Origin of the sequence: Luteococcus japonicus (assembly GCF_003752415.1) — a bacterium.
GTDB lineage: Bacteria > Actinomycetota > Actinomycetes > Propionibacteriales > Propionibacteriaceae > Luteococcus > Luteococcus japonicus.
The window spans coordinates 2,166,609-2,190,529 of record NZ_RKHG01000001.1 but is presented as its reverse complement, the minus strand read 5'-3'; the positions used below and the strand labels follow the sequence as shown (position 1 = coordinate 2,190,529).

Here is a 23,921-nt window from a genome sequence, read left to right as displayed (position 1 = left end):
TCCAAGTATTTGGGGGTTGGTGGACCCGTCAGGCTCGACGGATCCTGGGTTCCGCGGCGGGCGGCAGCGGCGGACGGATGTCATCCGGGCCGCCATAGTCCCCACCGGGGGTGATGATGGTTCCTGCCTCGCCGGACAGGATGGCGACGGCGTCCTCGAGCCGTCCGATGGCGGCCGTGTCACCCGTGAGTTCCACGAACCGGCAGGCGGCCTCGATCTTCGGCCCCATGGACCCAGCCGGAGCACCGAGGGCCCGGAGCTTCGCAGGCGTGGCCCGATGCACCGGCTTCTGCTGGGGAGTGCCGTAGTCCTGCAGCACCGCCGGGACGTCGGTCAGGATCATCAGGAAGTCTGCTTCCAGGTGCTCCGCCAGGACCGCCGCGGTGAGGTCCTTGTCGATGACGGCCTCGACGCCCGCCAGCTTCCCGTGGTCATTGCGCACGACGGGGACACCGCCACCGCCCGAGCAGACCACCACGGCACCGGCATTCAGCATGGTCCGGATCAGCCGGGTCTCCACCACGCGCTGGGGATGGGGGGATCCCACGACGCGACGGAAGTGGTCCCCGTCGGCCTTCATCACCCAACCGCGGGACTTGACCAGTTCCCCGGCCTCCTCCTTGGTGTAGACCTCACCCACGAACTTGGTGGGATTGGAGAAGGCAGGGTCACCGCTGAGCACGAGGGTCTGGTTCACCAAGGAGGCCACGTGACGTCCCGGCAGGTGGTTCTGCAAGGACTGCAGCAGCCAGTAGCCGATCATGCCCTGGGTCATGGCGCCCAAGGTGTCGAAGGGATAGGGGCGGCTCAGCTTCGGGTCATTGGCGGACTGCAGGGCCAGGACCCCCACCTGGGGACCATTGCCATGGGTGAGCACGATCTCGTGTTCCTCCGCCAGCGGAGCGAGTGCTGCGCAGGCGAGGTCCACATTGGCGATCTGGCTGGTGGCGTCAGGCTTGTCGCCACGGTGCATCAGGGCATTGCCGCCCAGTGCGATCACGATACGCATGGTGGATCACCACTCGCCCAGGGTGGCCACCATGACGGCCTTGATGGTGTGCATCCGGTTCTCCGCCTGGTCGAAGACCACGGAGGCAGGTCCCTCGAAGACCTCGTCAGTGACCTCGAGCGCCGACATGCCGGTCTTCTGGTAGATGTCCTCGCCCACTGCGGTGTTGCGGTCGTGGAAGGCCGGCAGGCAGTGCAGGAACTTGACGTCGGGATTACCCGTGGCAGCCATCAGCTCGGCGTTGACCTGGTAGTCCTTCAGCAGCGCGATCCGCTGGTCCCAGACCTCCTTGGGCTCCCCCATGCTCAGCCAGACGTCGGTGTAGATGAAGTCACAGCCCTTGACGCCGGTGGCGATGTCATCGGTGACGGTGATCTTGGCGCCGCTGTCCGCGGCGAGCTTCGTGCCCATCGCAACGATCTCGTCGGTGGTCTGGAGCTCCTTCGGGGCAACCATGCGAACGTCCATGCCCAGCAGGGCACCCGCGACGAGCAGCGAGTTGGCGACATTGTTGCGGGCATCGCCGACATAGGCGAAGGCGATGTCCTGGTAGTCCTTGCCGCTTGCCTCGTGCATGGTCAGCTGGTCGGCCAGCATCTGCGTCGGATGCCATTCATCGGTCAGGCCATTCCAGACCGGGACGCCTGAATCGGCGGCCAGTGTCTCGACGTCGGTCTGCTTCTTGCCGCGGAATTCGATGCCGTCGTAGAAGCGACCCAGCACCCGCGCGGTGTCACGGACCGATTCCTTGTGCCCCATCTGCGACCCGGTCGGATCCAGATAGGTGACCTGGGCGCCCTGGTCATAGGCGCCGACCTCGAAGGAACAACGCGTGCGAGTGGAGGTCTTCTCGAAGAGCAGGGCGATGTTCTTTCCCTTGAGGGTCTGCTTCTCGGTGCCCTCCTTCTTGGACTTCTTGAGTTCAGAGGAAAGGCGCAGGAGTTCGAGCCACTCGTCGCGGGTGAAGTCGATTTCCTTGAGGAAGCTGCGTCCAAACAATTCGTGGTGGGTCATCGTTGACCTTTCGGCTGGTCGGGGAGTATTTCGGAGTGTGTTCTTGCTGTGGAGCGTTCTTCTGTCAGAGGGGTTCGCGCAGGGTCGGGCAGCTCATGCACCGGGGGCCGCCGCGGCCGCGACCGAGTTCGTCGCCCGGGACGTCCAGGACCTCGATGCCGTTCTTGGTCAGGAAGTCACGGGTGAGGGAATTGCGCTCGTACCCGACGACACGGCCGGGAGCGACGGCGAAGACATTGCAGGCGTCGTTCCACTGTTCCCGCTGGGCGGTCAGTTCGTCGTAGGGAGGGGTGAGGATTCGCAGCGACTTCAGGCCCAGGGCCGCGCTGATCACCTGGGAGAAGTCCTCGGGCCCGTGCTCCTCGATGGACAGGGAGTTCGCGTCCTTACCGGGGCGCAGGACCCACGTCTTGCGATCGCCAAAGGCCTGGTACCTGATGAAGCTCTCCTGGTCGAGCATCGTCATCACGGTGTCGAGGTGCATCTGTGCCCGCTCCTTGGGCATCTGCACGGCGATCACCTGCTCCGCCTGGCCGGCCTCGAAGAGCCGTCGTGCCATGCGCTCGGCGCCCATCGCGACGGTGCGCTCGGAGAGTCCGACCAGCACTGCCCCATTGCCGATCACCAGGACGTCGCCGCCCTCGATGGTGGATCGCCCCTCGCTGGTTCCCTCGCCCCACAGGGCGAAGTCGTGGTCGGCGAAACGCGGGTGCCAGCGGTAGATGGCCTCGTAGCTCAGTGTCTCGCGCTGGCGGGCTGGCTTGGTCATCGAATTGATCGAGACACCGCCGTAGACCCAGCAGGAGGTGTCGCGGGTGAACAGGTGGTTCGGCAGGGGATTGAGGACGAAGTCATCCATGTCCATGAATTGGATGTCCATGGAATTCGGAACCGTCATCGACTCCAGCAGTTCACGCTTGGTCAGACCCGCGATCAACAGCTCGGCGACATCCGCACTGTCGAGCGTGTCGATGTGACCGCGCAAGGACTCCACTCCGTCGCGCCCGAAGATCCGCTCGTCAAAGACTCGTTCGAGCAGGAAATCCTGGGCAACCGGGACCTCCAGGGTTTCCGCCAGCAATTGCTGCAGATAGAGGACCTCTGCACCCTCCGCCCGCAGGACCCTGGTGAACCAGTCGTGTTCCTTCTGCGCCTGCTGCATCCACAGCAAGTCGTCGAACAACAGTGCTTCCTTGTTCTGGGGAGTCAATCGCGTGACCTCACGGCCCGGCCTGTGAACGATCACCTGCTTGAGGACTCCGACCTCCGAACCCACCTGATAGCTCATCGCATCTTCCTTCCTCGTCGTTGAGGCGATGAACCCAGTATGTGCAAAGTGATACGCCCGTACAAGAGTTTGAGATATATCTCTCACGCATAGTTTTTGACTAGGCATTTTACCAAGAACAGGCGTATCAGATTCAACCAATTCGGATGACAATTCAAGCGTTGTGACCCGAATGCGTGGGCCAGCATGACCACCCAGCCACCTGCGAAATGCGACGCAAATGGCACCGGACCGGCCCCTCCACCACCATCACCGGCAGCCGGAGGAATCCCGGAAGAGCCGGGAGATGGATGACAGCGAGAGCGCCGTCAGCCCAGTCGACGCCCCAGCAGCGCGTGACCCAGGTCGAAGAGCGGCGTGGGAACCCCGGCCCGTCGCCCCAGGCGTCGCACGCCACCGACCAGCGGGTCCAGTTCCCCTGGGATCCCCGCGTCGAGGTCACGATGCAGCGAGGTGGTGGCCTCGGCGGGCATCTGGTCGGCAAAGGCGAGGGTCTGCTCCACCGCGTCCGCCAGGTCCACACCTTGGGCGAGACCAACCTGGCGGACCTCGGCCATGATGGACGCCAGGTTCTCCCGCAGGTCCGTCCGCTGGACCCCCAACGGTGCATCGGCCAGGGCGCCGAGCATGCCGGTGGGCACGACGAGCATCACCTTGCACCACAGGTCCTGCCAGATGTCTCCGGGCACCGGGCTGGGAATCCCGGCCGAGGCGAAGGCCTCACGGATCGCGGCCACACGCGCGGTGTCCGCATTGCCCCATTCACCGATCGTGATGGAGCCGGGGCCGCCCATGTGGTCGATGACGCCGGGCTCGGCGATGCGCGTGTAGACACGGACGACGCCGGGAAGCACATGATCCCGGCCCACCACGTCGGCAACGAGGGAGGGGGCCTCCAGCCCGTTCTGCAGGGTTACCACGGCGGTCTGCTCGCCCACGAGTGCTTCCAGGTTGGCGAGCACGCCCTCGAGCTGGGTGGCCTTGACGGCCAGCAGGACCAGGTCCACCGGGCCGATCCGGCCGGCGTCATCCGTGACGTCCACGGCCAGCCGGATCTCGGTCTGCCCGGTGATCCGCAGGCCATTCGCGCGGATGGCGTCGAGGTGCTGGCCGCGGGCGGTGAAGGTGACGTCATGGCCGTCGCGGGCCAGCAGTGCCCCGAAGTAGCCGCCCAGGGCGCCGCTGCCGATCACCGCGATCCGCATCACATCACCTGCCGCATCGCCACGGTGGCCTGCCTCAGGAAGCGGGTCACCACGGCTCGCTCCTCGTCGGACAGTTCCGCATCGGCCTCGGCCAGCGAGCGGAACATGGGTGCCAGCAGGCCAATGGCCTGGGTGCGACCGGACGGCGTGAGGTCCACCATGGTGCGCCGACGATCGCTGGGGTGCGGCCGACGCTCCACATGACCGTGCGCCTCCAGGCGGTCCACGATTCCCGTCGCGGCGGCGGCGGTGACGCCCAGCAGGCGAGCGAGGTCGGCGGGACCCAGGTCATCCTTCATCAGGTGTCGCAGGGCGTGCAGCTCGCTCTCGCTGAGCTGGGCGCGCCGGGCGACCGCGGGCATGGACGCGGCCGAGACCTGGACGAGCTCGTCGAGCGCTTCCAGGGCCGGCGAGGGCTCCCAGTCCGGGACGACGGCGCGCACTGCCCCGTGGCCTCTGTCCCCCATCGTCCACTCCTCCACTCACCGTCCACCGCGGACGCATCCGCCCCATCATCGCATCCACGGGTTGCCGCCGGGCAGGGCTGTTGCGTTCCCACCCGCTCTATGATTAATCTTATTAATAATACGTTTCATTTACTACACCGAGGTGTGCCCATGTCATCGGCTTCCCCAGCACCCACCCGGCAGCCCTGGCTGCGTCGCCACGCGTCATCACTCTTGGCACTCCTGCTGTTGTTCATCGGCCTGGCAGTGGCCGGCGGCCTGGGTGACGCGGAGTCACACCGCACCAGCCTCGACTCCCTGCCCGCCGGCAGCGACTCCGCAGCCTTCGCCAAGGCCCAGGAATCCCTGCCGGACAAGTCCTCCAGCCAGGCGATGGTGCTGTTCAGCAGCCAGGAGAAGATGGCGCCGGCGACCCTCGGCAAGCTGGCCGCCAAGGCCGGGCAGATCACCGGACTGCCCAAGCCACCGGTGATCCCCAGCGAGGACGGCACCGCGGTCCTCGTGCCGGTGACCGTGGACGGCGTCGGGGCCGCGGAACTGAAGCAGGGCGTCGGCGAACTGCGCGAGCAGGCCTCCAGCGGGCTGCCCGACGGCATCACCGCCCAGGTGACCGGCCCCGCAGCCATCCAGACGGACCTGGGAGCCGTCTTCGACGGCGCGAACTTCAAGCTGCTGGCCACCACCGCGCTGGTGGTCGCCATCCTGCTGGTCGTCACCTACCGCTCCCCGTGGCTCTGGCTGGTGCCGTTGACCGTGGTCGGCGTCGCCGACCGACTGGCCGCCGTGCTCGCCACGCACGTACTGAACCGCTTCAACCTGGCCTGGGACGAGTCGACCACCGGGATCCTCTCGGTGCTGGTCTTCGGCGCGGGCACCGACTACGCGCTGCTGCTGATCAGCCGCTACCGCGACGAATTGCGCCGTCACCCCAGCCGCCATGACGCCATGCGGGTGGCCGCCCGGCGCACCGTCGAACCGGTCGTGGCCAGCGCCGCCACCGTCTTCGTCGGCCTGCTCACCCTGTTGCTGTCGGTCTTCCCCGCCACCCGCGGGCTCGGCGTGGCCTGTGCCGTGGGGGTGCTGGTGGCCGCCACCTTCGTGCTGCTGGTGCTGCCCGGCGCGCTGGTGACCTTCGGCCGGTGGATCTTCTGGCCCCGGGTGCCGCACGACGGCGAGACGGCCGCGACCGAGGCCAACTCCGTCTGGGCCAAGGTGGGACGTTTCGTCGAGGGTCGGCCGGTGACCGTGGCCATCGTCTCCACCCTGGTGCTGCTCCTGGCCGCCCTTGGCATGGGCTCCATCCGGATCGGCCTGGGCGACGCGGACCAGTTCCTCAAGAAGCCCGAGTCCATCGTCGCCGCCCAGCGGCTGGCCGAGTCCTTCCCGGCAGGCTCCGCCAACCCCGTCCTGGTGTCCACGCCGCCGTCGCAGGTGGGCGCCGTCACCCAGCGTCTGCAGGGGATGGACGGCGTGAGCAGCGTGCGCCCGACGGTCACCGGCACCGAGGTCGTCGAGATCCAGGTGGTGACCACCGACGAGCCTGGCAGCGCCGCCGCAGGGCAGCGGGTGCGCGAGATCCGCTCGGCGCTGGACGGACTGGCGTCCACCCACGTCGGGGGCAGCGAGGCGCAGCGGCTGGACAAGGCCGACGGCAACTCCACGGACCGACGCGTGATCTTCCCCGTCGTACTGGGCCTGGTCTTCGCCGCCCTGGTACTGCTGCTGCGTTCCCTGGTGGCTCCTGTTGTCCTCGTGGGCACCGTGCTGCTCACCTATGGGGCCGCGCTGGGCCTGGGCTGGTGGGCCTTCACCGGCGTGCTCGGCTTCGAGCGGATGGACGGGCAGGTACCGCTGTACGCCTTCGTCTTCCTGGTGGCCCTGGGCGTGGACTACAACATCTTCCTGGTCACGAGGGCGCGTGAGGAGGCCGAGCAGCACGGCTCCCGACGAGGGATGCTGCGCTCGTTGACGGCCACCGGTGGCGTGATCACCAGCGCCGGCATCCTGCTGGCGGCCGTCTTCGCGGTCCTGGGCGTCCTGCCGCTGGTGGTTCTGGCGCAGTTGGGCGTCGTGATCTTCATCGGCGTGCTGCTGGACACCCTGGTGGTGCGCACGGTGCTGGTGCCGTCCCTGGCCCTGGTGCTGGGAGATCGCTTCTGGTGGCCCCGAAAGCTGCGCCCGGCAAACATCGCGTCGTGATTGCCCCTTCCATCCGGCAGAATCCCGTCTACTGGTGGAATTCACCAGCCCGGGCCACCCCGCCTAGAATGGACGTATGACCGAGTCGAACGATCAGTTGTTGTCTGGCCGCACGCCAGACGACCTGACGCGCGACGCCGGAGCACTCCAGCAACTCACCTCCACCCGCTACCTGCCCGTGACGATGGCCGTCGTGACCTCCCTGCTCTTCGGCATCGGGTCCACGATGCTCGGGATCGCGGCCGCCCGCACGGCCCGTCCATGCCCCACCGGCTGCCCAGCACCATCAGGAGACCAGCTGGCGTTGGCGCTGATGGTGGTGGGCCCGGGCGTGGTCACGGCACTCACGTCGGTTGCCAGCATCCTGCGCGCCCGGCGGGGCCACAACCAGGCGTGGGTATGCGCGGTGCTCGGCTGTGTGGGCAGCGTCCTGTGCGTCCTGTTCGGCTCGCTCTCCTTCGGGATCGCCTGATGGGCAAGAAGAAGTCAACGAAGAGCCACGCGTCCGCGAAGAAGGCCGCCAGGAAGTCCCGCAAGCGGGTTCCCAGCCCGCCGCCGCGTGGGCCGGAACAGTGGCGCGCCGCTGGTCTGGCCTGGCTCGACGCCGTCCCCGGCGGGATCCAGGTGGCCACTCGACTGCCCGCACGAATGCCCCACCACCGGACGGTGGCCGCCGCGGAGGACTTCGGCCGGCGCCTTGCCACCACCCATCTGGCGGGTGCCGCGGGTTTCGGCGCCGCACCGCCCGGGTGGGAGGGCGACGGTTTCCTGGATGCCCAGCCACTGTCCCTGTCGTCTCCGCAGCAGGTGCCCAGCAGCTGGGGTGATTTCTACGCCACCCATCGGCTGATGCCGGCCGCGCGCGCGGCCCTGGAGTCGGAGTCCTTGGACCCGGCATCAATGGGACACCTGGAGCGGCTGTGTGAGCTGCTGCGCGACGGTGCCTTCGACGATCATCGCGGTGCGTCCCGGATCCACGGCGATCTGTGGCGCGGAACCGTAGCCTTCACCGAGTCCGGCGTCGTCACCTCCCGCCCCGCGGCCCATGGCGGACACGCACTCACGGACCTGGCGACCCTGCGGCTGTTCAAGGCGCCGTTGCTGGAGGCGATCGAGGCCGGCTGGGCGGAGGTCTACCGGCCCGACGAGGAGTGGCGCGAGCTCATCCCCCTGCACCAGCTCCACATGGTGCTGGCCCAGTCGGCGCTCTTCGCAAACCCGCGGACCCGGGTCTACTACGAAGGCAGGCCCCCGCACCTGGCCGGCGAGATCGCCGAGAGCCTGGTGTCGAGGGCCCGCTGAGGTGCTGCCGGGGTCAGGTCAGCGCAGGGTGGCCATGGCCTGGGCGGCCGGGACGAGGGTGTCCAGCAGGTCCTTGACCTCGGCGGCGCGGCGCTCGTTGGGGCTGAAGGCGCCGTCGCTCATCTCGGTGAAGATGTTGATGCTCACGGCATTGCGGATGTCATAGATGTTGAAGTTGGCCAGGATGACGCGCCAGTTCTCCACGGCCCGCACGCCTCCGTCGGCGCCATAGGAGACGAAGCCGACGGCCTTCTTCATCCATTCGGAGCCCAGGACGTCGACGGCATTCTTGAAGGCCGCGGGCACGCCGTGGTTGTACTCGGGGGTGACGAGGATGAAGCCGTCGAACTCGTCGATCTTCTTGCTCCACGCCTGGATCTCGGGCTCCGGGTACTGCTTGCCGAGGGCGGCCGGGGGCACGGGGCTGGTCATGAAGGGCAGGTTGAAGTCAGCCAGGTCCACCAGCTCGAAGGTGGCGTCGGTGCGGACCTCGGCGCGAGCGGCGACCCACTCACCGATCTGCTTGCCCGCGCGGTTCTGACGGGTGCTTCCGACGATGATGCCGATCTTCATGACCACTCCTTGGTTGAATGCTGTACCACAGGCGTAACCGTGCGATCCCCTCGAATTATTCCTGCATCACTAGGGTTTGCCCATGAGCTGGTACCTGTCACCCTTGCGCCCGTTGGCCGTCCGGCAGGGCGAGCGCACCATCGGCGAGCTCGACGAGCTGCCGCTGCCACCCGATGCGCCGCACGGTGTCGTGGGTGCCGGCGGTGCTGGTCCACGTCAGCACCTGGTGCTGGTGGGCGACGAGACGGTGCTGGGAGCGGGGGCCACGTCAATGGCCGACGGGCTGCCGGGGATCCTGGCACGACGTCTGGCCGCTCTGCGCGACGGCGAGGTCTCCTGGCAGGTGGTCGGAGAACCAGGTGCCTCCAGTCTGCGGGTACACCACCGGCTCGTGCCCATGCTGCCCGCGCACAGCGACGTGGCGGTGCTGGTGGTGGGGATGCATGACCTGCTGGCCAGGCATTCGGTGGCTGAGTGGCGCGGGGAGATGGCAGCGGTCCTGGACCTGCTGGCCCGCAAGGCGGGCCGGGTGGTGGTGTGCGGGTGCCCCCCGATGGGGCGTGCCCCGCTGCTGCGCTGGCCCCTGTCCGCCTCGCTCGCCGCGGATGCCCGACGGTTGGACGCGGTGACCCGGGAACTGTGTGCGCAGCGAGACATCGGCTTCGTCAGCCTGCAGGAGATGGACACCACCCCGGAGGACTTCGCCGCGGATCGGCTACACCCGGGCGACGCGGGCCTGCGCCGACGAGCGGAAGCCGTGGCGGTCCTTCTCTGAGCCCCAGGCTGGACGAGGCGAGCGGCTCAGCCCCAGGCCTGGGCCTGGTGCTTGTCCACGATCTCCTTGCCGAAGGGGAAGCAGCTGACCGGAATGAGCTTCAGCGCGACGTAGGCGTTGGGCAGGCCGATGATGGTGACCGCCTGCCCGACGGCGGTGACGAGGTGCAGGGCGGCCAGCCACCATCCGGCGATGAGGAACCAGACCACATTGGCGAGCCCTGTCATGGCACCCGCGTGGGGCGAAGGAACCGCGGTACGACCGAAGGGCCACACGACGAGGTTCGCCATCCGGAAGGAGGCGACACCAACCGGGATGGTGATGATGAGCAGGCAGGCCAGGATGCCGGCGACGACGTAGCCGAGCCAGAGCCAGATGCCGGCCATCAGGAACCAGATGATGTTGGCGAGGGTACGCATGTGCCTTCCTTCGATTGGTGGCCTCCGCGAGCGCGGCTGACGTGATGCCGGGGCAGCCGACGGGTTGTCGGATGGCGCCGATGAGGAGACCGACACCCCGAGGTTACCGACCAGAGCGGTCAGGCCTGCGCACGACGCCTTCCCTCCATCACCTCCTGGACCAGGCCGATGGTCTCGTCGTCGAGGTCGACCCCCAGGCTGCGGGCCTGCCGGGTGGTCTGCAGGACCAGCCGTTCCACCTCGGGCCGGTTTCCGGCGAGGTGTTCGGTACGGATCCGCGCGCGCATCAGCGGTTCATCGCCTGGCGCTGCCCGCAGGGCCCGATTGACGGCCCAGCGGGCGAGGTCCAGGTCCAGCTCTGCCAACGCCCTTTCGGCGAGCACCAGGCCGATGTCGCGGGCCACCGAGGCCATGTCCGTGCGCATCTCCTCCGCCCAGTGCCACTGCCCCGGCGCTGCGTCGGCCAGTGGCGCACCGCGCACCATGCCAAGGGCCTCGACGAGTCCGTCGGTGCTGGTGCGGTTGATCCAGGTACCGATCAGCAGCTGGAGGTGTTCCCAGTCGCTGGTGACGGCGGGATGCAGCTCGATGCGGCCCGAATAGGCGTCGGGGAGGTAGAGCTGGCCGTCGGGATCGGTCCCGAGCCAGTTGCGCAGCCGGCTCATGTTGGAACGGCGGGTGGTCTCGGCCACCATCAGTTCGCGGGCCATCTGGCTCGAGGTGCGCCCCGGGTGTTGTTGGATCCAGGCGGCGTACTCGACGCACTGCCGACGAGCCCTGGTGGGAGCCTCGCCGCGGCAGCCCTGCAGGTCCACCGGGCCGAGCAGTAGCAGCGTGGGGTGGTTGAAGGCCGTGGGGTCCACCGGCGCCTCCTGGTCTTCGTGGGTGGTTGGGCGACGCCGGTTGAACAGCGTGAGATTGGGGGGCAGGTCCTCGTCATGTGACCACCAGGGCGCCGGCGTCGTGCGGGCTGCGGCGGTGGTCTCAAAGAGGTCGACGAGCGCCCGGCGCGCCGTGGCGTCGAGCAGGTGTGGGGTGAAGCGGACTCCGGTGCCACGCAGGCTGGCCACCTCGCCGTGTACTTCGACCACCTCCCCGGCGTGGGGAGGGGTGCCCTCGGCGACCTGCGCTCCGGCCGCGAGCACGCTGATGCCGACGGGTGACCCGGACAGGGATCGTTCGATGCGACCCCACTGGGTGGTGGTGGGTCGCTCCGCCAGGACGAAGAGCAATGGTGCCCAGGCATCCCATCGGTCCGGATCCTCGCGCAGGCTTGCGAGGTCAACCTCATCCATGGAGCCCCCGCCCCCGGCAGCGAGCCGCGCCCGGCCCAGCGCAACACGACGGGCGGCAACGCTGCGTTCCAGTTGGACCACCGTCCTCTCGAGGTCTTCGACGCACTGCACCTGCGGCTCGTCGAGAGCATCGATCCATGGCATCCGGCCGGCCACCACCAGCCCGGACTCGGCAGACCAGGGTTGGAGCGCAATGCCGGTGGCCGCGGCGGCGACCACCTGGTCCACCCTGTCCGGCTCACCCACGACGACGGTGGTGACGGCGGCCTCGAGGTCATGCAGCACCGGGCTGCCGTCGTCGAGGGATCCCAGCAGCACGTCCGCGTAGGTGGCGTGGGCGGGGGCGTCGGAGGCGGTGGCTGCAGTTCGGGCCAGTGCCGCCTCGATGTGCAGGCTCTCGGGCTCCGGGAGGACCATGCGCCTTCCCACCGGGCGTTGTGCGAGCTGGGCGCGCCGACGCAGCACCAGGGCACTGCTGAGTGCCGCCGCGGTCAGCGTTCCCAGGGCTGCGACCGCGGCCAGTGCCGGGTCCAGCTCCTGCGAATCGGAGGTCTTCTCCGCCCCGAGCGTCTGTCCTGCCTGCGGACCAGGTGCGGTGGGCGGGGCGGATTCTGCCTGCTGGGCCGGATCCGAGTGGGGAATGGAAGCCGGAGCGTCGGCCGGGGATTGCGCCGGCGCGGAGGAGACGGGCGCCGCAGGAGCCGTGGGCACCCGCTGCACCGGATCCTTCGTGGCGGCCGGGCCCTGTGAGGCGGCGGCTCCGAGAGCTGTCCCCTCGGGGGCGACGGCGGGCAGGACCAGGCGCCAGCCGGGCCGGATCACGTCGGGGTCAACGACGCGTGTGGCATTCGCTGCTTGGATCTCCGGCCATCGCGCGGAGTCCCCGAGATGTTCCTGGGCCAGGGAACTGAGGGTGTCTCCGGGACGCACGACGACGGCCACTTCCTCGGGCATGGGCTCGGAGGTGGGGCGGGACGTCACACCGTCGAGGCGGAGCACTATCCCCACGGGCAGGACCGCCTCCGGGTCCAGGTCATTGGCCGACGCGATGGACCGCCAGCGGGTGCCATCGCCATACCAGGTCTCCGCGATGGTCCACAGGTCCTCACCCGCCGCCACACGGTGGTGGACCGAGTCCTCGTGTTCGTCACCTGCCGGTGGGGTGGGCGCCGGCCGGACAGGATCGGCTGCCGGCTGTCGCGTGGCGCTCGCGACCACGGGTGCACTGCTTGTCCGGTCCGTGGACTGGGCGGTGGCGGCCCCGACGGGCGAGGCCACCATGGCCGCGACTGCCAGCACCAGGGCACTCACCGTGGGCTGTGCCCAGCTGCCTCCGGGGATGCGGACCCGGATCCGACCGCGGCTCAGCAACGCCGCCACCTCCGCGATCACGCTGGCGGCCACCACAAACCATGCAACCCAGGCCACCAGTGTCAGGGCCAGCAGCAGCACCGCTCCCGTGTCGGCGACGAAGAGCAGCTGGTCCAGGCCAATGCCGGACAGGGCATCCGTCCGCCCCACTCGAAGCAGCGCCATCGGCGCTCCCGCCACCAGGGCGAGGAGCACGACCAAGGAGCCCAACCCCCTCACCAAACGCTTCATGGCTGCCGCTCCCGGAAGGTGTCCATCGTCTGGCTGGCCGTGCCGTGGACCCTCCAGCTGCCTGGCAGGCCGGGCACGAGCAGGTCTCCCAGCCCGACGGTGCAGCCGACGTCGACCCGGACCTGGGCAGGCTGTCCCGGTGGCCGCGCGAAGCCGGAGACATCGACATCAATGGTGGAACTGCCGCACGGGACGCGTAGAACCTCCAGATTGGTCCGGGCCACTCGATGGGCGCGAGCCCGGGCCACCGATCCGCTGGTCTCCAGCGTGGCGGCGCGGGCGGCTGAAGCGGCCGCATCGGTGACCTGGGTCCTGGCCGACCAGAGCCGCCACCCGGCGACGAAGACGCCCAACAGCAGGACCAGGGCCGGGACGAGCAGCACCACCTCGACGGCCACGGCCCCGCGCTCGTTCCTGCGGCGGTTTGTCCCCGGGCGCGTCATGGCAACTCCCGGGGCATCTCGGCGTGGGCGATGACCCGGGAACGCCCCAGGTCGAAGAAGGTGTCCACCCGCGCCGTGACCGCCACCGAGACATCGCGCCCACCCCCCACCTGCACCTGGACCTCACGCAGGCCGCCATGCTCGGCAACCTCCCGGGCGACGCGCGCCCCGGTCCCCCCGCCGGCACCGGACAGCGCCTGTGCCTCCGCCCCGGCCAGCGCCGCATTGGCCGCAACGCTTCGGCCGTGCAACCAGATGCCGGACTGGATGATGCCCAGGACGGTGAGCATCACCACGGGCAGCAGCACGGCCCATTGGAGGCTCTCGGACAGGCCGCGTTCATCGGTGGACATGGGGATCTGGACCTCACTTGGGCATGTTGCGGCTGACATAGGCGGTGACGGCCTTGATCACCAGACCGGCGACGAGCACGGCGCCGGCGAGCAGGACCGCGTTCTCCGTCGACTGGGACAGGCCCCGTTCATTGCGCCGCAGCGGTTGGGGGTTGAGGACGGTGATGACGAGGCCGACGAGGTGGGCGATGTGGTTCATGGTTCTTCCTTTCACCTGCAGTATTGGTGTGGCCTTTCAGTTGTCCACAGGGTCTGTGGACAACCAGCTCTGGTTGTGGACAATTGCATCCGGAATGGGGAATTCAACCCTCGATGCCCATCAACTTGAGGATGGGTGGCACGAGGAAGACCAGACCGAAGACCATCGTGGGAATGACCATCCACAAGGTCATTCGCTCGGAGATCTGCTGGGCGGCCAGCTTCTCCGCCAGCAGGTGGGCATCCCGCAGCTCCCGGACCCGGGCGCGCAGGTTTTGGGACAGCGCCGCGCCCTGCTCCTCCATCCGCATCACGTCGGCCATGTCGCTGATCTCCGGCAGGTCCATCTCCGTGGCCAACCGCTGCAATTCGTGCCACGGGGCTCGCTGCTCCAGCCGTGCGCGGTCCAGCGCCGTGCGGATCCGGGAGAAGAGCGGGGTGTCGGACAATGACGCAGCCGACATCATGGCCTGGGCGGCCGAGGCATTGGCCAGCCGCTCGAGCGTCACCAGGTCGAACCAGGTGAGCAGGGCTTCGCCGGCATCGGCGTGCACCGACTCGTCGGAGCGACGCAGGGCGATGTCCGGCCAGAACCAACCCAGGACGGCACAGGCAATGGAGGCTGCCACCGGGACCGGCGCGACGAGCCTTCCCATCCCTTGCAGCAGTGCCGTGCCCAGCAGCGGCGTCGCCAGGCCGAGGCCGGTCAGGATCAGCTTCTCGGCGAAGAAGTCGCCGATCGAGCGCCCGCGCAGCCCCAGGACACGCCGGGTGCGCTCCCGCAGCGGAAGCCTGAGACGGGTGAAGGCCCAGGCCCCGAATCTGCTGGTCAGGTCCTTGTCCGGACCCAGCACGTCCGCCCAGGAATCGGGGCCGGCACCGGCATCCGCACGGCCGGCCACCTGGGCCAGCGCGTCGGCAAGCCGTGGGGGCTGCGAGCGCAGACCGGTGATGGCCAGGAAGAATCCACCAGCGGCCAGCAGTCCACTGGCGATGGTGATCAGCAGGACCGGGTCATGCACTGGAACCCACCTCCTGCGCATGGTCTGCCCGACGCAGGATGCGTTCCCGGCGGCGCGGCCGGGTGAGGCGACGCATGAAGGCCAGCGAGGCCAGGTAGCAGGCAAGCTCGGCGAGCATGATCACCTGGCCGAGCGGCGTGCGGTAGGGCCGGAAGTAGTCCGGTTGGGTGAGCAACGCCAGACCAATGGCGACGAGGCTGATCATGGTCACCTGGCGCACCACCACTCGTGGTTTGGCCCGTTCCGCCTCGATCTCGCGCAGTGCCCGCAGCCGGGCCTGGATGGTGTCGGCCAGTTCGTCGAGGATGGAGGTGGCCCCCACGCCGCCGCGCTGGGCGGCCAGCACCAGTGCAGCCAGCACGGCGTCCGCGTCGGGACAGTCGAGGTCATCGGCCAAGGCCAGCAGGGCCTCCCTGGTGGTCCAGCGAGCGTCCAGCCTGGCCACCATCACTCGTAGTGGGGCGCGCAGCAGACCGGGGGCCTGGCCGCAGGTCGTGCGGATGGCGTCGGGGATGGATTTTCCGGTGGGCAGTGAGGCGGCCAGGGCGCGCACCCACCTGTCGAGGGCCTCGAGGATCTCGATGTCCCGGTTGCGTGGTTCGGAGAGCAGCGCCGGCAGGCCGACGGTGGCCAGGGGCAGCGCGACCAGCACGATGGGCCAGCCGGTGATCAGGAAGGCAACCACCGCGAACACACCGGAGCCGACCAGCTGGGTCCTGCTGCGTCGGGTCTGCCGAGCCCACCACTTTTCCACAGTTGTCCACAGGCGTGTGGATGGGGCTGTGGACAACCCTCGGTCGCGGGGGTGCAGGCCGTCGACCACCAGCAGCAGGCCGGCAATGACGGCGAATAGGCTCAGCCCGGCGGCGACGGGATTCATGCCGACTCGTCGAAGGATCCCGCGAACTCTGCCAGTTCGTCGGTCAGCGTCGCGTCGGGGTGCCAGACGGCGGGCCGGTTCTGGGTCGCCGCCTCGTAGAGCAGGTGGGTGACGGGGCGGCCGGCCTCGATGCCGCCGGTCAGCAGCCGCACCTCAGAGACATGGCGACGACGGACTCCCCCGCGCCAGGTGTCGTCGACCAGCTTCACGTGCACCAGCAGGTGGATGTTGTGGGCGATCTGGCGGTACGCCTCGTCGATGCTGACCACGCCGCCCTGGGCAACGCGGGAGGCCAGGCGGTCCATCGTCGACGATGCGGAGTGCGAGTGCGTCGTACTGAGGGAGCCGGCGCCGGCCTGCATCGCCTCGAACATTGCGGCCGCCTCGCCACCGCGTACCTCGCCCACCACCAGGCGGGAGAGGTTCTGACGCAGCGCTTCGGGGATCAGGTCACTGATGGTGAACTCGCCCATCCGGCTGCCGTCGGCGGCACGCTCCCCCATGCCCACCTTGGCCTGGAGTGCCAGCATGTTCTTGCGCCCGGGCTGCAGGTGGGTGAGCAGTTCGTAGTCGGTCTCCAGGGTGCCGAATCGTTCCGTGGCAGGGATCGCGTTGATCATGGCGCGCAGCAGGGTTGTCTTCCCGGCTCCCTGGTCACCGCTGATCACGGCGGACTTGCGGCCCAGGACGGCGTCGTGCAGCAGGTGGGCCACCTCGAGGGGCATCATGCCGCCGTCGGCCAACTGCCGCAGGCTCACCGCAGTGAGGATGTGTTGGCGGATGATGATGCTGGGCCGAAAGCTGAGCCCGAAGCCGATGGCGTGCAGGCGGAAGCGTTCGCCGAGCGCCAGCGTCATCATCGGGTGTGCGTCGTCGAAGGGCCTGCTGGGACTCGCCGACTCGCCCAGGAAACGGATGGCCTCCACCAGCTCCTCGTCGGAGTCCGCCACAGGAGGATGCGCCACCCGCCGCCCGTCGCCGTACTGCACCATGACGGAGTCCCAGCCGTGGATCTCGATGTTCTCCGCATCGGGGATCTCGAACAGGGGTTGCAGCCTGCCGTAGCCGAAGATCGCATTCTCGACGGCCGCGGCATAGGCCTGCTCCAGCTCGATGTCCCACAACGCCTGACCTTCCAACGCGAGGGTCTCGGCGTGTTGGCGCACCACCTGCCGGATCACGGAACGCCCCATCATCCGGCGGTCCTCCGGAGCCATGGCCCGGCCACGGTCGCTGCTCCAGTGCTCGCTGACGTCGGTGATCTCCTCCGACGCACGCCGTCTCAGGCGCACCACCACGTCCCAGTCGACGCCAGTGGTGTCCCGTGACCACTGCGGGCGCACCGCGCCCAGAGTGGACGCCGGCATCGCAGCCGTCGCCGTGACCGCGGGGGCAGCACCGGGCTCGTGACGTGCGGCTCCCAGTCCTCCGAGAGCCTGCGCCAAGCTGGGAGGCTCAACGGTGGGATCTTTGCGTGGAGCGGCGGGCCGGCGGCTCATCGCGCACCCCACTCGACGGGTGCCCGAGTGCCCGCCAGCACCTCATTGCGGCGCTGGACCGTCTCGGCGATCCGGGAGGCACAGGCCTTGAAACTGCGAGGAAGCGCCCCACCCGCCAGGCTCCGGGGAGGGACGGATCCGTCACTGAAGACCTTGGCCTGCCTCGGATCCCACGCCAGGCTGTCCACCACGGGCACGCCGAACTGCTTCTCGATCTCGCGGCTGCCATAGGGGTCATTCGGGCCCACCACCAGCAGGCCCAGATCGCATGGCGCGCCCAGCGCCTCGACGTGCGCCTGCAGGGTGGGCAGGTGCAGCCGCAGGCCCGCCAGTGCCCTCAGGGAACTGCGCACGCACACCAGCAGCATGTCGCTGCCGGCCACCAACGGGGCGGGCAGCCCGTCGCGGCCGGTGCGTCCGGCATCCACCACCACGTCGGTGCCGCCGGAGCCCAGTGCGGTGAAGGAATCGACGAGTTCCTGCCAGATGGGAGCGAACAGTGCCACGGCCCCCGGATGGGTGAATCCCGGTAGGAAGCGCAGGTCCCGGTCCCCGGCATCCCCGAGGTCCACGGTCTGCAACCACATCTCCTCGGACAGCCGACGGTGCTCCCGGTGGACGCCGGCCAGTTGGCCCAGGCCCCGGCCACCCAGGTCAGCGCCCCGCAGCCATCCCGCCGTGATGGCCTGGGAGGGGTCCCGGTCGCAGTCGGCCAGCAGCACGTCCCGCGGCCAGGTGAGGGCCAGACCGAGCGCAGCGGTCGTGACACCGGGCGCACCGGTGGCGCTGGTCAGGGTGATGACGGCCATCTCAACCCCCGGGCCGGCGCACGATGACCAGCAGGTCCCGTGCCGCCAGGTCGGCAATCCGCTGGGCCTGTGCTGCGGGTACCGCGACGTCGAGCACCACCGCGGAGCCGTCGGGACTGGGCTGCCCGGCCGTCTGGATCCGGGCCTCCACCACCAGGGACGAGGACTGGGTGGCGGCGGTGACGCCCTGCTTGTCCGAGGTCACCTCCACCAGGTCGACGGGCGTGCCGGCGGGCAGCGGCTCGACGGGGAGCCGTCCGGCGGCCAACTTCAGGCCCAGCTGCGCCGTCCCGTCCGGCAGGCGCGGCTCGCCCACGGACTCAGTGGCCACCAGGGATCCCGCGGGCAGGTCCACCAGGGCGCGTCGCCCAATCAGGGCGTCGAGGTCACGGGCCGGCGTGGTGTGCACGCCAGGGGCTGACCCGATGGTCACCACCGCCAGGTCGGACTGGCGAACCACCTCGCCGCGGGGCACCGTGTGCTGCACGACGATGACCTGGTTCGCATGGGAGGCCTGTTGGTAGGCCATCGCCCCGCCCAGGCCGCCGAGGCACGCGACCAGAAGGCCCGCGGCAACCAGCCGGGGGCTTCGGCGCGCCTTCAGGTGGCCGACGGGGACGGCGACGGCCTGCTCGTTCTCCGGGCGGCCCCGTTCGCGCTGGCTGGCGCGCGGGCTGGCGCCGGTGGTGGTGGACATGGACCGAAATGTCTCAGACACCAAAGCAATCGATCGACCGTCATATGGTCATCCACAAGGTCGACCGCTGTCCACAGTCACCCTGTGGAAAACCCTCGAATCTGTGCACAACGGCTTGTCACCAAGGAATCCATGACGAGACAACTGCCTGTGGACAGCCTCTTGATGCCGGAGGGCGCAGAGACCGCCAAGGAGGGGCGATCCCCTGTGCTTGTTGGAGATTCAATCTTGCGGGGAGAACATTGAAAAACTGGTGCCGCAGGACGGTTCAGTCCTTGCCGCGAGGACTCCCGGTGAGGGTGCTGGTCTGCACCTGGACCGTCGACGGCTGCACGACATAGGTCTGCTGGCGAACCCCGGCGGCCAGCGCCTCGGTGGCGGACAGGGTGCCGACTCCCCCGAAGGCGATCGCGCCGGCGGCGGCGAGGCTGGCCATGGTGCGGCGCAGGGCGCCGGGACGGCTGGTGGTCTGCTGGCTGCTGATCTGTTTGCTCATGGGAACAACGTTCGAGGCGACGCCTGTGTGCCTGCTGTGCCGTTGCCATGGCCTCCATGTGACTGGTTTTCCGGTCCACTTCTCACCATGAGAGCTTTCCGAAGATCCTTCGCCGTCCGCCGTTCTTCTGGCTTCCCCATGCGCCACACGCCGCAAGAAGCACCGAAGAATGTTCGCCTTGACACGAAAACCCTTCACCCTGAACGGTTCTGCTCCAAGACTCGGTCACAGAAGCCGTGGGCAAGCCCGCGACGTCACCACAGCACAGAAGCACGAGCACAGCAAAGGAGCTGTCATGCGCATTGCTATCCCCACAGAGGTCAAGAACAACGAGTTCCGCGTCGGAATCACCCCGGTCGGCGTGCACGAACTGGTCAAGCACGGGCACGAGGTCTTCGTGCAGAAGGGTGCCGGGCTCGGTTCCTCCATCACCGACGAGGAGTACGTCGCCCAGGGCGCGACGATGGTCGAGGGTGCCGAGGAGACCTGGGCCAAGGGCGAGATGGTCATCAAGGTCAAGGAGCCCATCAAGCAGGAGTACGGCTTCCTGCGCGAGGACATGATCCTGTTCACCTACCTGCACCTGGCCGCAGACAAGCCGCAGACCGACGCCCTGCTGAAGGCCGGCACCACCGGCATCGCCTACGAGACCGTGCAGCTGCCCGACCGCTCGCTGCCGCTGCTCTACCCGATGAGCGAGGTTGCCGGTTGCCTGGCACCGCAGGTGGGCGCCAACCACCTGCTGAAGGCCAATGGCGGCCGCGGCGTCCTGCTCGGCGGTGTCGGCGGCGTGCAGCAGGCCAAGGTCGTCATCCTCGGCGGCGGCGTTGCCGGCCAGAATGCAGCGCAGATCGCGATGGGCATGGGCGCCGACGTGACGATGCTCGACGTGGACCTGAACAAGCTGCGCCAGAGCTACTGGCGTTACGGCAACAAGGTGCACGCCCTGGCCTCGTCGGCCCTGACCGTGCGCGAGCAGGTGCTGGCCGCTGACCTGGTGATCGGCACCGTGCTGATCCCCGGCGCCAAGGCACCCAAGCTGGTCACCAACGAGATGGTCTCCCAGATGAAGCCCGGTTCGGTGCTCGTCGACGTCGCCATCGACCAGGGCGGCTGCTTCGAGGACTCGCACCCCACCACGCACGCGGATCCCACCTTCGAGGTGCACAACTCGGTCTTCTACTGCGTGGCCAACATGCCCGGTGCCGTCCCGAACACCTCCACCTGGGCACTGACCAATGCCACCCTGCCCTACGCCGTGCGCATCGCGGACAAGGGCTGGAAGCAGGCGCTTGCCGATGATCCCGCGCTGGCCAAGGGTCTCAACACCCACGCGGGCAAGTGCACCTTCCAGGGTGTCGCCGAGGCCTTCGACATCGAGTTCACCCCCGTCGAAGACCTCCTGAAGTAGTCGCAGGAATCCAACTGGCGGGGGCTGCAGCGTCGCAGCCCCCGCCCACTGGCCTCACGGCCCACCCCTCGCACACCGGAGGCAGGGGTGCAGAATGAGCCTCGCCCATCGCCCGCCACGGCGGGCCCGTCACACCATCCGGCAAGAGATCCATCCGGAGAAGACAAGGGAGTCCTCCATGACCGAACAAGAATCCGTCCAGAACGGCCCGGTCCCACCCAATTCACGCCGCCCAACCACGGGGCTGGGCGCGCACGAAGTGCAGCTCCAGCGTGGCCTGACCAACCGGCACCTGCAGCTGATCGCCATCGGCGGTGCCATCGGCACCGGCCTGTTCCTCGGTTCCGGCCGCACCATCCACCTCGCCGGCCCGTCCATCCTGCTCGTCTACGCCGTCATCGGCTTCTTCCTCTTCTTCGTGATGCGGGCCATGGGCGAGCTCCTGCTGTCCAACCTCGCCTACAAGTCCTTCGCGGACTTCGCCACCGACCTGATCGGCACCTGGGCCGGCTTCTACATCGGCTGGACCTACTGGATGTGCTGGGTGGTCATCGGCATCGCCGACACCGTCGCCATCTGTGGCTACCTGTCCGTCTGGTACCCAGATCTCCCGAAGTGGATTCCCGCCCTGTGCGTGGTCCTGCTGCTGACCGGCCTGAACATGGTGGCCGTCCGGCTCTTCGGTGAGATGGAGTTCTGGTTCGCGATGATCAAGATCGTGACCATCGTCGCCCTCATCTTCGTGGGTGGCTACCTGGCGCTGACCGCCTTCCAGCCCCCGCAGGCCGGTGCCCCCGCGGCATCCATCGCCCACCTGTGGGACCGTGGCGGCTTCTTCCCGACGGGCGTCTCCGGCTTCCTGGCCGGCTTCCAGATCGCCATCTTCTCCTTCCAGGGCATCGAGATGGCCGGTACCGCCGCCGCCGAGACCGCCGACCCGACGCACAACCTGCCGAAGGCCATCAACTCCATCCCCGCCCGTGTGCTGATCTTCTACGTCCTGGCCCTCGGCGTGATCATGTCCGTGGTCCCGTGGGACATGATCGACCCCGAGCACAGTCCCTTCGTGACGATGTTCGGCTTCGTGGGCATCGTGATCGCCTTCCACGTGATCAACTTCGTGGTGCTCACCTCGGCCGCCTCGTCGGCCAACTCGGGTGTCTACTCCACGTCGCGCATCATGTACGGCCTGGCCCGCGAGGGTGACGCCCCCGCCCGCTTCGCCGAGCTGTCCGGGCGCCACATCCCGCGCAATGCGCTCTTCCTGACCGCCCTGTGCATCTCGCCGGCCATCATCATGGTCTCGCTGGAGGGTTCGGTGATGGAGGCCTTCAGCATGATCGCCGGTGTCTCCTCGGTGCTCTACATCTCCGTGTGGGGCCTGATCATGGTCAGCTACATCCAGTACCTCAAGAAGTTCCCGGAGCGTCACGCCACCAGCGCGTTCCGGATGCCGCTGCCACGCCTGATGCCCTGGGCGACGCTGGTCTTCTTCGCGGCAATCTTCGTGGTGCTCGCCCTGTCCAAGGACTCCCGGATGGCGCTGCTGGCGGCTCCCGTGTGGGTCGGTCTGATGGCCCTGCTGTACCGGATGATGGGCCCGGGAAGGCGCAGCCACGCGAAGCTGGACTTCGACGCCATGCGTGAGGTCGAGGAGGCTGCGCACGGGGCCGCCGCACACGGACGGACCAAGAGTCAGTAGTCTCGACCATGTGACCAAAGACGCCACACACCACGCCCAGGGCGGCCCACGGAACAAGGGCCCACGTCAGCTGGACGCCACCGACCACCAGATCATCAGACTCCTGATGGAGAACGGTCGGATGAGCAATGCGGCACTCGCAGCGGCCACCAAGACGGCCGAGTCGACGAGCCACGCACGTGTCCAGGCCCTGCGCGAGGCGGGGGTGATCAGCGGTATCCACGCGGAGGTTGACACCACCGCCATCGGGCGGCCGCTGCAGGCACTGATCTTCGTGCGGATCCATCCCGGTTCCCGCGAGGAACTCCAACCCGAGACCGAACGGCTGGCGAAGCTGCCCGCCGTGCTCAATGTCTTCTTCCTGGGCGGCCACTACGACTTCGTGTTGTGGGTGGCCGCTTCCAATCCCACCGAGCTGCGCGCCTTCGTCCTGCACGACCTCAGTGAGCACCGCGCCGTCGCCAGCACCGAGACCTCGGTGATCCTGGACCATCGGCGGGGAACCAACTTCAACGCCCAGTTCGAACAGGACTGAATCCCTCGGCGGGCTCGGGAAACGAGCCGACGGCTCAGATCGCGTTGAACATCTCCTCGAAGGACTTCGTCACCGTGAAGTCGTCGGCCGTGACCGTGCGTTCGCGGCGCTCCTGAGGGGCATCGACGACGTCGCCCAGGGACTCTCCCCGGCGAACCCGCACCATCGCGGCCAGTTCCCGACCGGCTCGCTCGATCCGGCCGTCGAGTCCGGAGCCGGCATCGCCCCAGTCGTCCGTCGCGGCGAAGACCGCGGTGGGTGCGACGGCGGCCTTGAGGTAGAAGAAGAGCGGCAGCATCGCCTGGTCGATGGCCAGGGAGTGACGGGGCGTGCCGCCCGTGGCGGCGAGCAAGACGGGCTTGTCCAGCAGGGCACCCTCGTGCAGGACGTCGAAGAACATCTTGAACAGCCCGGAGACCGACGCGTTGTAGACCGGGCTGACCACGATGAGGGCATCGGCCTCGACCACCTCCGTGATCACCTGCTCCAGGGCAGGCGACTGCATCCGGGTCAGCAACGAGTTCACCAGGTCATGCGCCAGCAGTCGGAGCTCGACATGGTGCACCTGATCTGCTCCCGCGGCCTTCAGCAGCCGCTCCCCCAACAGCTGGGTGCTCGACGGTTCGCCGAGTCCGGCACTGATGGCAACGATCTTCATGACGTCCTCACTCGATAACTGATCAACAATTCAACAACGGGGATGGGTGACGGACTATTCCCCACCTAGA

Annotated in this window: 25 protein-coding genes; 7 read left to right on the top strand and 18 right to left on the bottom strand. The window is 68.3% G+C overall.

Features of this window, described 5'->3' with window-relative positions:
- Positions 1 to 28 precede the first annotated feature (28 nt).
- The 5 genes from EDD41_RS10500 to EDD41_RS10480 form a co-directional block, all read right to left on the bottom strand.
- On the bottom strand, positions 29 to 1,009 hold the full coding sequence (locus EDD41_RS10500) for a carbamate kinase (RefSeq protein WP_123575861.1): 981 nt from the start codon (positions 1,007 to 1,009) through the stop codon (positions 29 to 31).
- Positions 1,010 to 1,015: 6 nt separating this feature from the next.
- Positions 1,016 to 2,023, bottom strand: a complete 1,008-nt coding sequence (gene argF, locus EDD41_RS10495; protein WP_123575860.1) for an ornithine carbamoyltransferase — start codon at positions 2,021 to 2,023, stop codon at positions 1,016 to 1,018.
- Between the two features lie 64 nt (positions 2,024 to 2,087).
- Positions 2,088 to 3,311 (bottom strand): arginine deiminase, encoded by a 1,224-nt coding sequence (locus EDD41_RS10490; protein WP_123575859.1) that lies wholly within the window; start codon positions 3,309 to 3,311, stop codon positions 2,088 to 2,090.
- Positions 3,312 to 3,619: 308 nt separating this feature from the next.
- The gene (locus EDD41_RS10485) at positions 3,620 to 4,516 is read right to left on the bottom strand and encodes a 2-dehydropantoate 2-reductase (protein WP_123575858.1); all 897 of its coding nucleotides are present in this window, start codon (positions 4,514 to 4,516) and stop codon (positions 3,620 to 3,622) included.
- The gene (locus tag EDD41_RS10480; protein WP_211336633.1) at positions 4,516 to 4,983 is read right to left on the bottom strand and encodes a MarR family winged helix-turn-helix transcriptional regulator; all 468 of its coding nucleotides are present in this window, start codon (positions 4,981 to 4,983) and stop codon (positions 4,516 to 4,518) included. Before EDD41_RS10480 ends, EDD41_RS10485 begins: the two co-directional genes overlap by 1 nt.
- A gap of 150 nt (positions 4,984 to 5,133) precedes the next feature.
- On the opposite strand from EDD41_RS10480, the gene EDD41_RS10475 reads away from it, so the two are divergent.
- The 3 genes from EDD41_RS10475 (at position 5,134) to EDD41_RS10470 (ending at position 8,484) form a co-directional block, all read left to right on the top strand.
- Positions 5,134 to 7,182 carry an MMPL family transporter gene (locus EDD41_RS10475; RefSeq protein WP_123575857.1) on the top strand — a complete coding sequence of 683 codons (2,049 nt, stop codon included), beginning with the start codon at positions 5,134 to 5,136 and terminating at the stop codon, positions 7,180 to 7,182.
- Positions 7,183 to 7,258: 76 nt separating this feature from the next.
- Positions 7,259 to 7,654, top strand: coding sequence for a hypothetical protein (locus EDD41_RS16870; RefSeq protein WP_170165325.1), 396 nt, complete (start codon positions 7,259 to 7,261; stop codon positions 7,652 to 7,654).
- Positions 7,654 to 8,484 carry a fructosamine kinase family protein gene (locus tag EDD41_RS10470; protein ID WP_170165324.1) on the top strand — a complete coding sequence of 277 codons (831 nt, stop codon included), beginning with the start codon at positions 7,654 to 7,656 and terminating at the stop codon, positions 8,482 to 8,484. Before EDD41_RS16870 ends, EDD41_RS10470 begins: the two co-directional genes overlap by 1 nt.
- Positions 8,485 to 8,502: 18 nt before the next feature.
- On the opposite strand, the gene EDD41_RS10465 is transcribed toward EDD41_RS10470, so the two are convergent.
- Positions 8,503 to 9,057, bottom strand: a complete 555-nt coding sequence (locus EDD41_RS10465; protein WP_123575855.1) for an NADPH-dependent FMN reductase — start codon at positions 9,055 to 9,057, stop codon at positions 8,503 to 8,505.
- Positions 9,058 to 9,139: 82 nt separating this feature from the next.
- Between EDD41_RS10465 and EDD41_RS10460 the strand changes: the two genes are divergently transcribed.
- The gene (locus EDD41_RS10460; protein ID WP_123575854.1) at positions 9,140 to 9,832 is read left to right on the top strand and encodes an SGNH/GDSL hydrolase family protein; all 693 of its coding nucleotides are present in this window, start codon (positions 9,140 to 9,142) and stop codon (positions 9,830 to 9,832) included.
- Between the two features lie 26 nt (positions 9,833 to 9,858).
- On the opposite strand, the gene EDD41_RS10455 is transcribed toward EDD41_RS10460, so the two are convergent.
- The 11 genes from EDD41_RS10455 to EDD41_RS10405 form a co-directional block, all read right to left on the bottom strand.
- On the bottom strand, positions 9,859 to 10,251 hold the full coding sequence (locus EDD41_RS10455) for a YccF domain-containing protein (RefSeq protein ID WP_123575853.1): 393 nt from the start codon (positions 10,249 to 10,251) through the stop codon (positions 9,859 to 9,861).
- Between the two features lie 119 nt (positions 10,252 to 10,370).
- Complete coding sequence (locus EDD41_RS10450; protein WP_123575852.1) at positions 10,371 to 13,148, bottom strand: AfsR/SARP family transcriptional regulator; 2,778 nt, start codon at positions 13,146 to 13,148, stop codon at positions 10,371 to 10,373.
- On the bottom strand, positions 13,145 to 13,591 hold the full coding sequence (locus EDD41_RS10445) for a TadE/TadG family type IV pilus assembly protein (protein WP_094763446.1): 447 nt from the start codon (positions 13,589 to 13,591) through the stop codon (positions 13,145 to 13,147). The genes EDD41_RS10450 and EDD41_RS10445 overlap by 4 nt, the downstream gene beginning before the upstream one ends.
- Entirely contained in the window at positions 13,588 to 13,944 is a 357-nt protein-coding gene (locus EDD41_RS10440; protein ID WP_170165323.1) for a TadE/TadG family type IV pilus assembly protein, read from the bottom strand. The genes EDD41_RS10445 and EDD41_RS10440 overlap by 4 nt, the downstream gene beginning before the upstream one ends.
- 13 nt (positions 13,945 to 13,957) lie before the next feature.
- The gene (locus tag EDD41_RS10435) at positions 13,958 to 14,143 is read right to left on the bottom strand and encodes a hypothetical protein (RefSeq protein WP_094763444.1); all 186 of its coding nucleotides are present in this window, start codon (positions 14,141 to 14,143) and stop codon (positions 13,958 to 13,960) included.
- A 103-nt stretch (positions 14,144 to 14,246) separates the two neighbouring features.
- Entirely contained in the window at positions 14,247 to 15,164 is a 918-nt protein-coding gene (locus tag EDD41_RS10430; RefSeq protein ID WP_094763443.1) for a hypothetical protein, read from the bottom strand.
- Positions 15,157 to 16,044 carry a type II secretion system F family protein gene (locus EDD41_RS10425; protein WP_123575850.1) on the bottom strand — a complete coding sequence of 296 codons (888 nt, stop codon included), beginning with the start codon at positions 16,042 to 16,044 and terminating at the stop codon, positions 15,157 to 15,159. The genes EDD41_RS10430 and EDD41_RS10425 overlap by 8 nt, the downstream gene beginning before the upstream one ends.
- Complete coding sequence (locus EDD41_RS10420) at positions 16,041 to 17,543, bottom strand: TadA family conjugal transfer-associated ATPase (RefSeq protein ID WP_123575849.1); 1,503 nt, start codon at positions 17,541 to 17,543, stop codon at positions 16,041 to 16,043. Before EDD41_RS10420 ends, EDD41_RS10425 begins: the two co-directional genes overlap by 4 nt.
- The gene (locus EDD41_RS10415; protein WP_123575848.1) at positions 17,540 to 18,352 is read right to left on the bottom strand and encodes a CpaE/TadZ family protein; all 813 of its coding nucleotides are present in this window, start codon (positions 18,350 to 18,352) and stop codon (positions 17,540 to 17,542) included. The genes EDD41_RS10420 and EDD41_RS10415 overlap by 4 nt, the downstream gene beginning before the upstream one ends.
- Before the next feature lies 1 nt (position 18,353).
- Positions 18,354 to 19,049 (bottom strand): SAF domain-containing protein, encoded by a 696-nt coding sequence (locus EDD41_RS10410; protein WP_123575847.1) that lies wholly within the window; start codon positions 19,047 to 19,049, stop codon positions 18,354 to 18,356.
- A gap of 268 nt (positions 19,050 to 19,317) precedes the next feature.
- Positions 19,318 to 19,545, bottom strand: coding sequence for a hypothetical protein (locus EDD41_RS10405; RefSeq protein ID WP_123575846.1), 228 nt, complete (start codon positions 19,543 to 19,545; stop codon positions 19,318 to 19,320).
- 295 nt (positions 19,546 to 19,840) lie between these two features.
- Here EDD41_RS10405 and ald point away from each other — a divergent pair, with 295 nt between their 5' ends.
- The 3 genes from ald (at position 19,841) to EDD41_RS10390 (ending at position 23,193) form a co-directional block, all read left to right on the top strand.
- Positions 19,841 to 20,956 carry an alanine dehydrogenase gene (gene ald / locus EDD41_RS10400; protein WP_123575845.1) on the top strand — a complete coding sequence of 372 codons (1,116 nt, stop codon included), beginning with the start codon at positions 19,841 to 19,843 and terminating at the stop codon, positions 20,954 to 20,956.
- A 178-nt stretch (positions 20,957 to 21,134) separates the two neighbouring features.
- On the top strand, positions 21,135 to 22,658 hold the full coding sequence (locus tag EDD41_RS10395; protein ID WP_123575844.1) for an amino acid permease: 1,524 nt from the start codon (positions 21,135 to 21,137) through the stop codon (positions 22,656 to 22,658).
- Between the two features lie 10 nt (positions 22,659 to 22,668).
- Complete coding sequence (locus tag EDD41_RS10390; RefSeq protein ID WP_245995614.1) at positions 22,669 to 23,193, top strand: Lrp/AsnC family transcriptional regulator; 525 nt, start codon at positions 22,669 to 22,671, stop codon at positions 23,191 to 23,193.
- A gap of 34 nt (positions 23,194 to 23,227) precedes the next feature.
- Here EDD41_RS10390 and EDD41_RS10385 read toward each other — a convergent pair whose 3' ends face one another.
- Positions 23,228 to 23,851 carry a CE1759 family FMN reductase gene (locus EDD41_RS10385; RefSeq protein WP_123575843.1) on the bottom strand — a complete coding sequence of 208 codons (624 nt, stop codon included), beginning with the start codon at positions 23,849 to 23,851 and terminating at the stop codon, positions 23,228 to 23,230.
- Positions 23,852 to 23,921: the final 70 nt, after the last annotated feature.

Excerpts from the sequence above, each read along its gene's own strand:
- EDD41_RS10480 (WP_211336633.1), bottom strand. The coding sequence starts at position 4,983 with ATGGGGGACAGAGGCCACGGGGCAGTGCGCGCCGTCGTCCCGGACTGG.
- EDD41_RS10425 (WP_123575850.1), bottom strand. The coding sequence starts at position 16,044 with ATGAATCCCGTCGCCGCCGGGCTGAGCCTATTCGCCGTCATTGCCGGC.
- ald (WP_123575845.1), top strand. The coding sequence starts at position 19,841 with ATGCGCATTGCTATCCCCACAGAGGTCAAGAACAACGAGTTCCGCGTC.
- EDD41_RS10490 (WP_123575859.1), bottom strand. The coding sequence starts at position 3,311 with ATGAGCTATCAGGTGGGTTCGGAGGTCGGAGTCCTCAAGCAGGTGATC.
- EDD41_RS10420 (WP_123575849.1), bottom strand. The coding sequence starts at position 17,543 with ATGAGCCGCCGGCCCGCCGCTCCACGCAAAGATCCCACCGTTGAGCCT.
- EDD41_RS10465 (WP_123575855.1), bottom strand. The coding sequence starts at position 9,057 with ATGAAGATCGGCATCATCGTCGGAAGCACCCGTCAGAACCGCGCGGGC.
- EDD41_RS10445 (WP_094763446.1), bottom strand. The coding sequence starts at position 13,591 with ATGACGCGCCCGGGGACAAACCGCCGCAGGAACGAGCGCGGGGCCGTG.
- EDD41_RS10435 (WP_094763444.1), bottom strand. The coding sequence starts at position 14,143 with ATGAACCACATCGCCCACCTCGTCGGCCTCGTCATCACCGTCCTCAAC.
- EDD41_RS10500 (WP_123575861.1), bottom strand. The coding sequence starts at position 1,009 with ATGCGTATCGTGATCGCACTGGGCGGCAATGCCCTGATGCACCGTGGC.
- EDD41_RS10460 (WP_123575854.1), top strand. The coding sequence starts at position 9,140 with ATGAGCTGGTACCTGTCACCCTTGCGCCCGTTGGCCGTCCGGCAGGGC.
- EDD41_RS10395 (WP_123575844.1), top strand. The coding sequence starts at position 21,135 with ATGACCGAACAAGAATCCGTCCAGAACGGCCCGGTCCCACCCAATTCA.
- EDD41_RS10470 (WP_170165324.1), top strand. The coding sequence starts at position 7,654 with ATGGGCAAGAAGAAGTCAACGAAGAGCCACGCGTCCGCGAAGAAGGCC.
- EDD41_RS10455 (WP_123575853.1), bottom strand. The coding sequence starts at position 10,251 with ATGCGTACCCTCGCCAACATCATCTGGTTCCTGATGGCCGGCATCTGG.
- EDD41_RS10385 (WP_123575843.1), bottom strand. The coding sequence starts at position 23,851 with ATGAAGATCGTTGCCATCAGTGCCGGACTCGGCGAACCGTCGAGCACC.
- argF (WP_123575860.1), bottom strand. The coding sequence starts at position 2,023 with ATGACCCACCACGAATTGTTTGGACGCAGCTTCCTCAAGGAAATCGAC.
- EDD41_RS10415 (WP_123575848.1), bottom strand. The coding sequence starts at position 18,352 with ATGGCCGTCATCACCCTGACCAGCGCCACCGGTGCGCCCGGTGTCACG.
- EDD41_RS16870 (WP_170165325.1), top strand. The coding sequence starts at position 7,259 with ATGACCGAGTCGAACGATCAGTTGTTGTCTGGCCGCACGCCAGACGAC.
- EDD41_RS10475 (WP_123575857.1), top strand. The coding sequence starts at position 5,134 with ATGTCATCGGCTTCCCCAGCACCCACCCGGCAGCCCTGGCTGCGTCGC.
- EDD41_RS10450 (WP_123575852.1), bottom strand. The coding sequence starts at position 13,148 with ATGAAGCGTTTGGTGAGGGGGTTGGGCTCCTTGGTCGTGCTCCTCGCC.
- EDD41_RS10440 (WP_170165323.1), bottom strand. The coding sequence starts at position 13,944 with ATGTCCACCGATGAACGCGGCCTGTCCGAGAGCCTCCAATGGGCCGTG.
- EDD41_RS10410 (WP_123575847.1), bottom strand. The coding sequence starts at position 19,049 with ATGTCCACCACCACCGGCGCCAGCCCGCGCGCCAGCCAGCGCGAACGG.
- EDD41_RS10405 (WP_123575846.1), bottom strand. The coding sequence starts at position 19,545 with ATGAGCAAACAGATCAGCAGCCAGCAGACCACCAGCCGTCCCGGCGCC.
- EDD41_RS10485 (WP_123575858.1), bottom strand. The coding sequence starts at position 4,516 with ATGCGGATCGCGGTGATCGGCAGCGGCGCCCTGGGCGGCTACTTCGGG.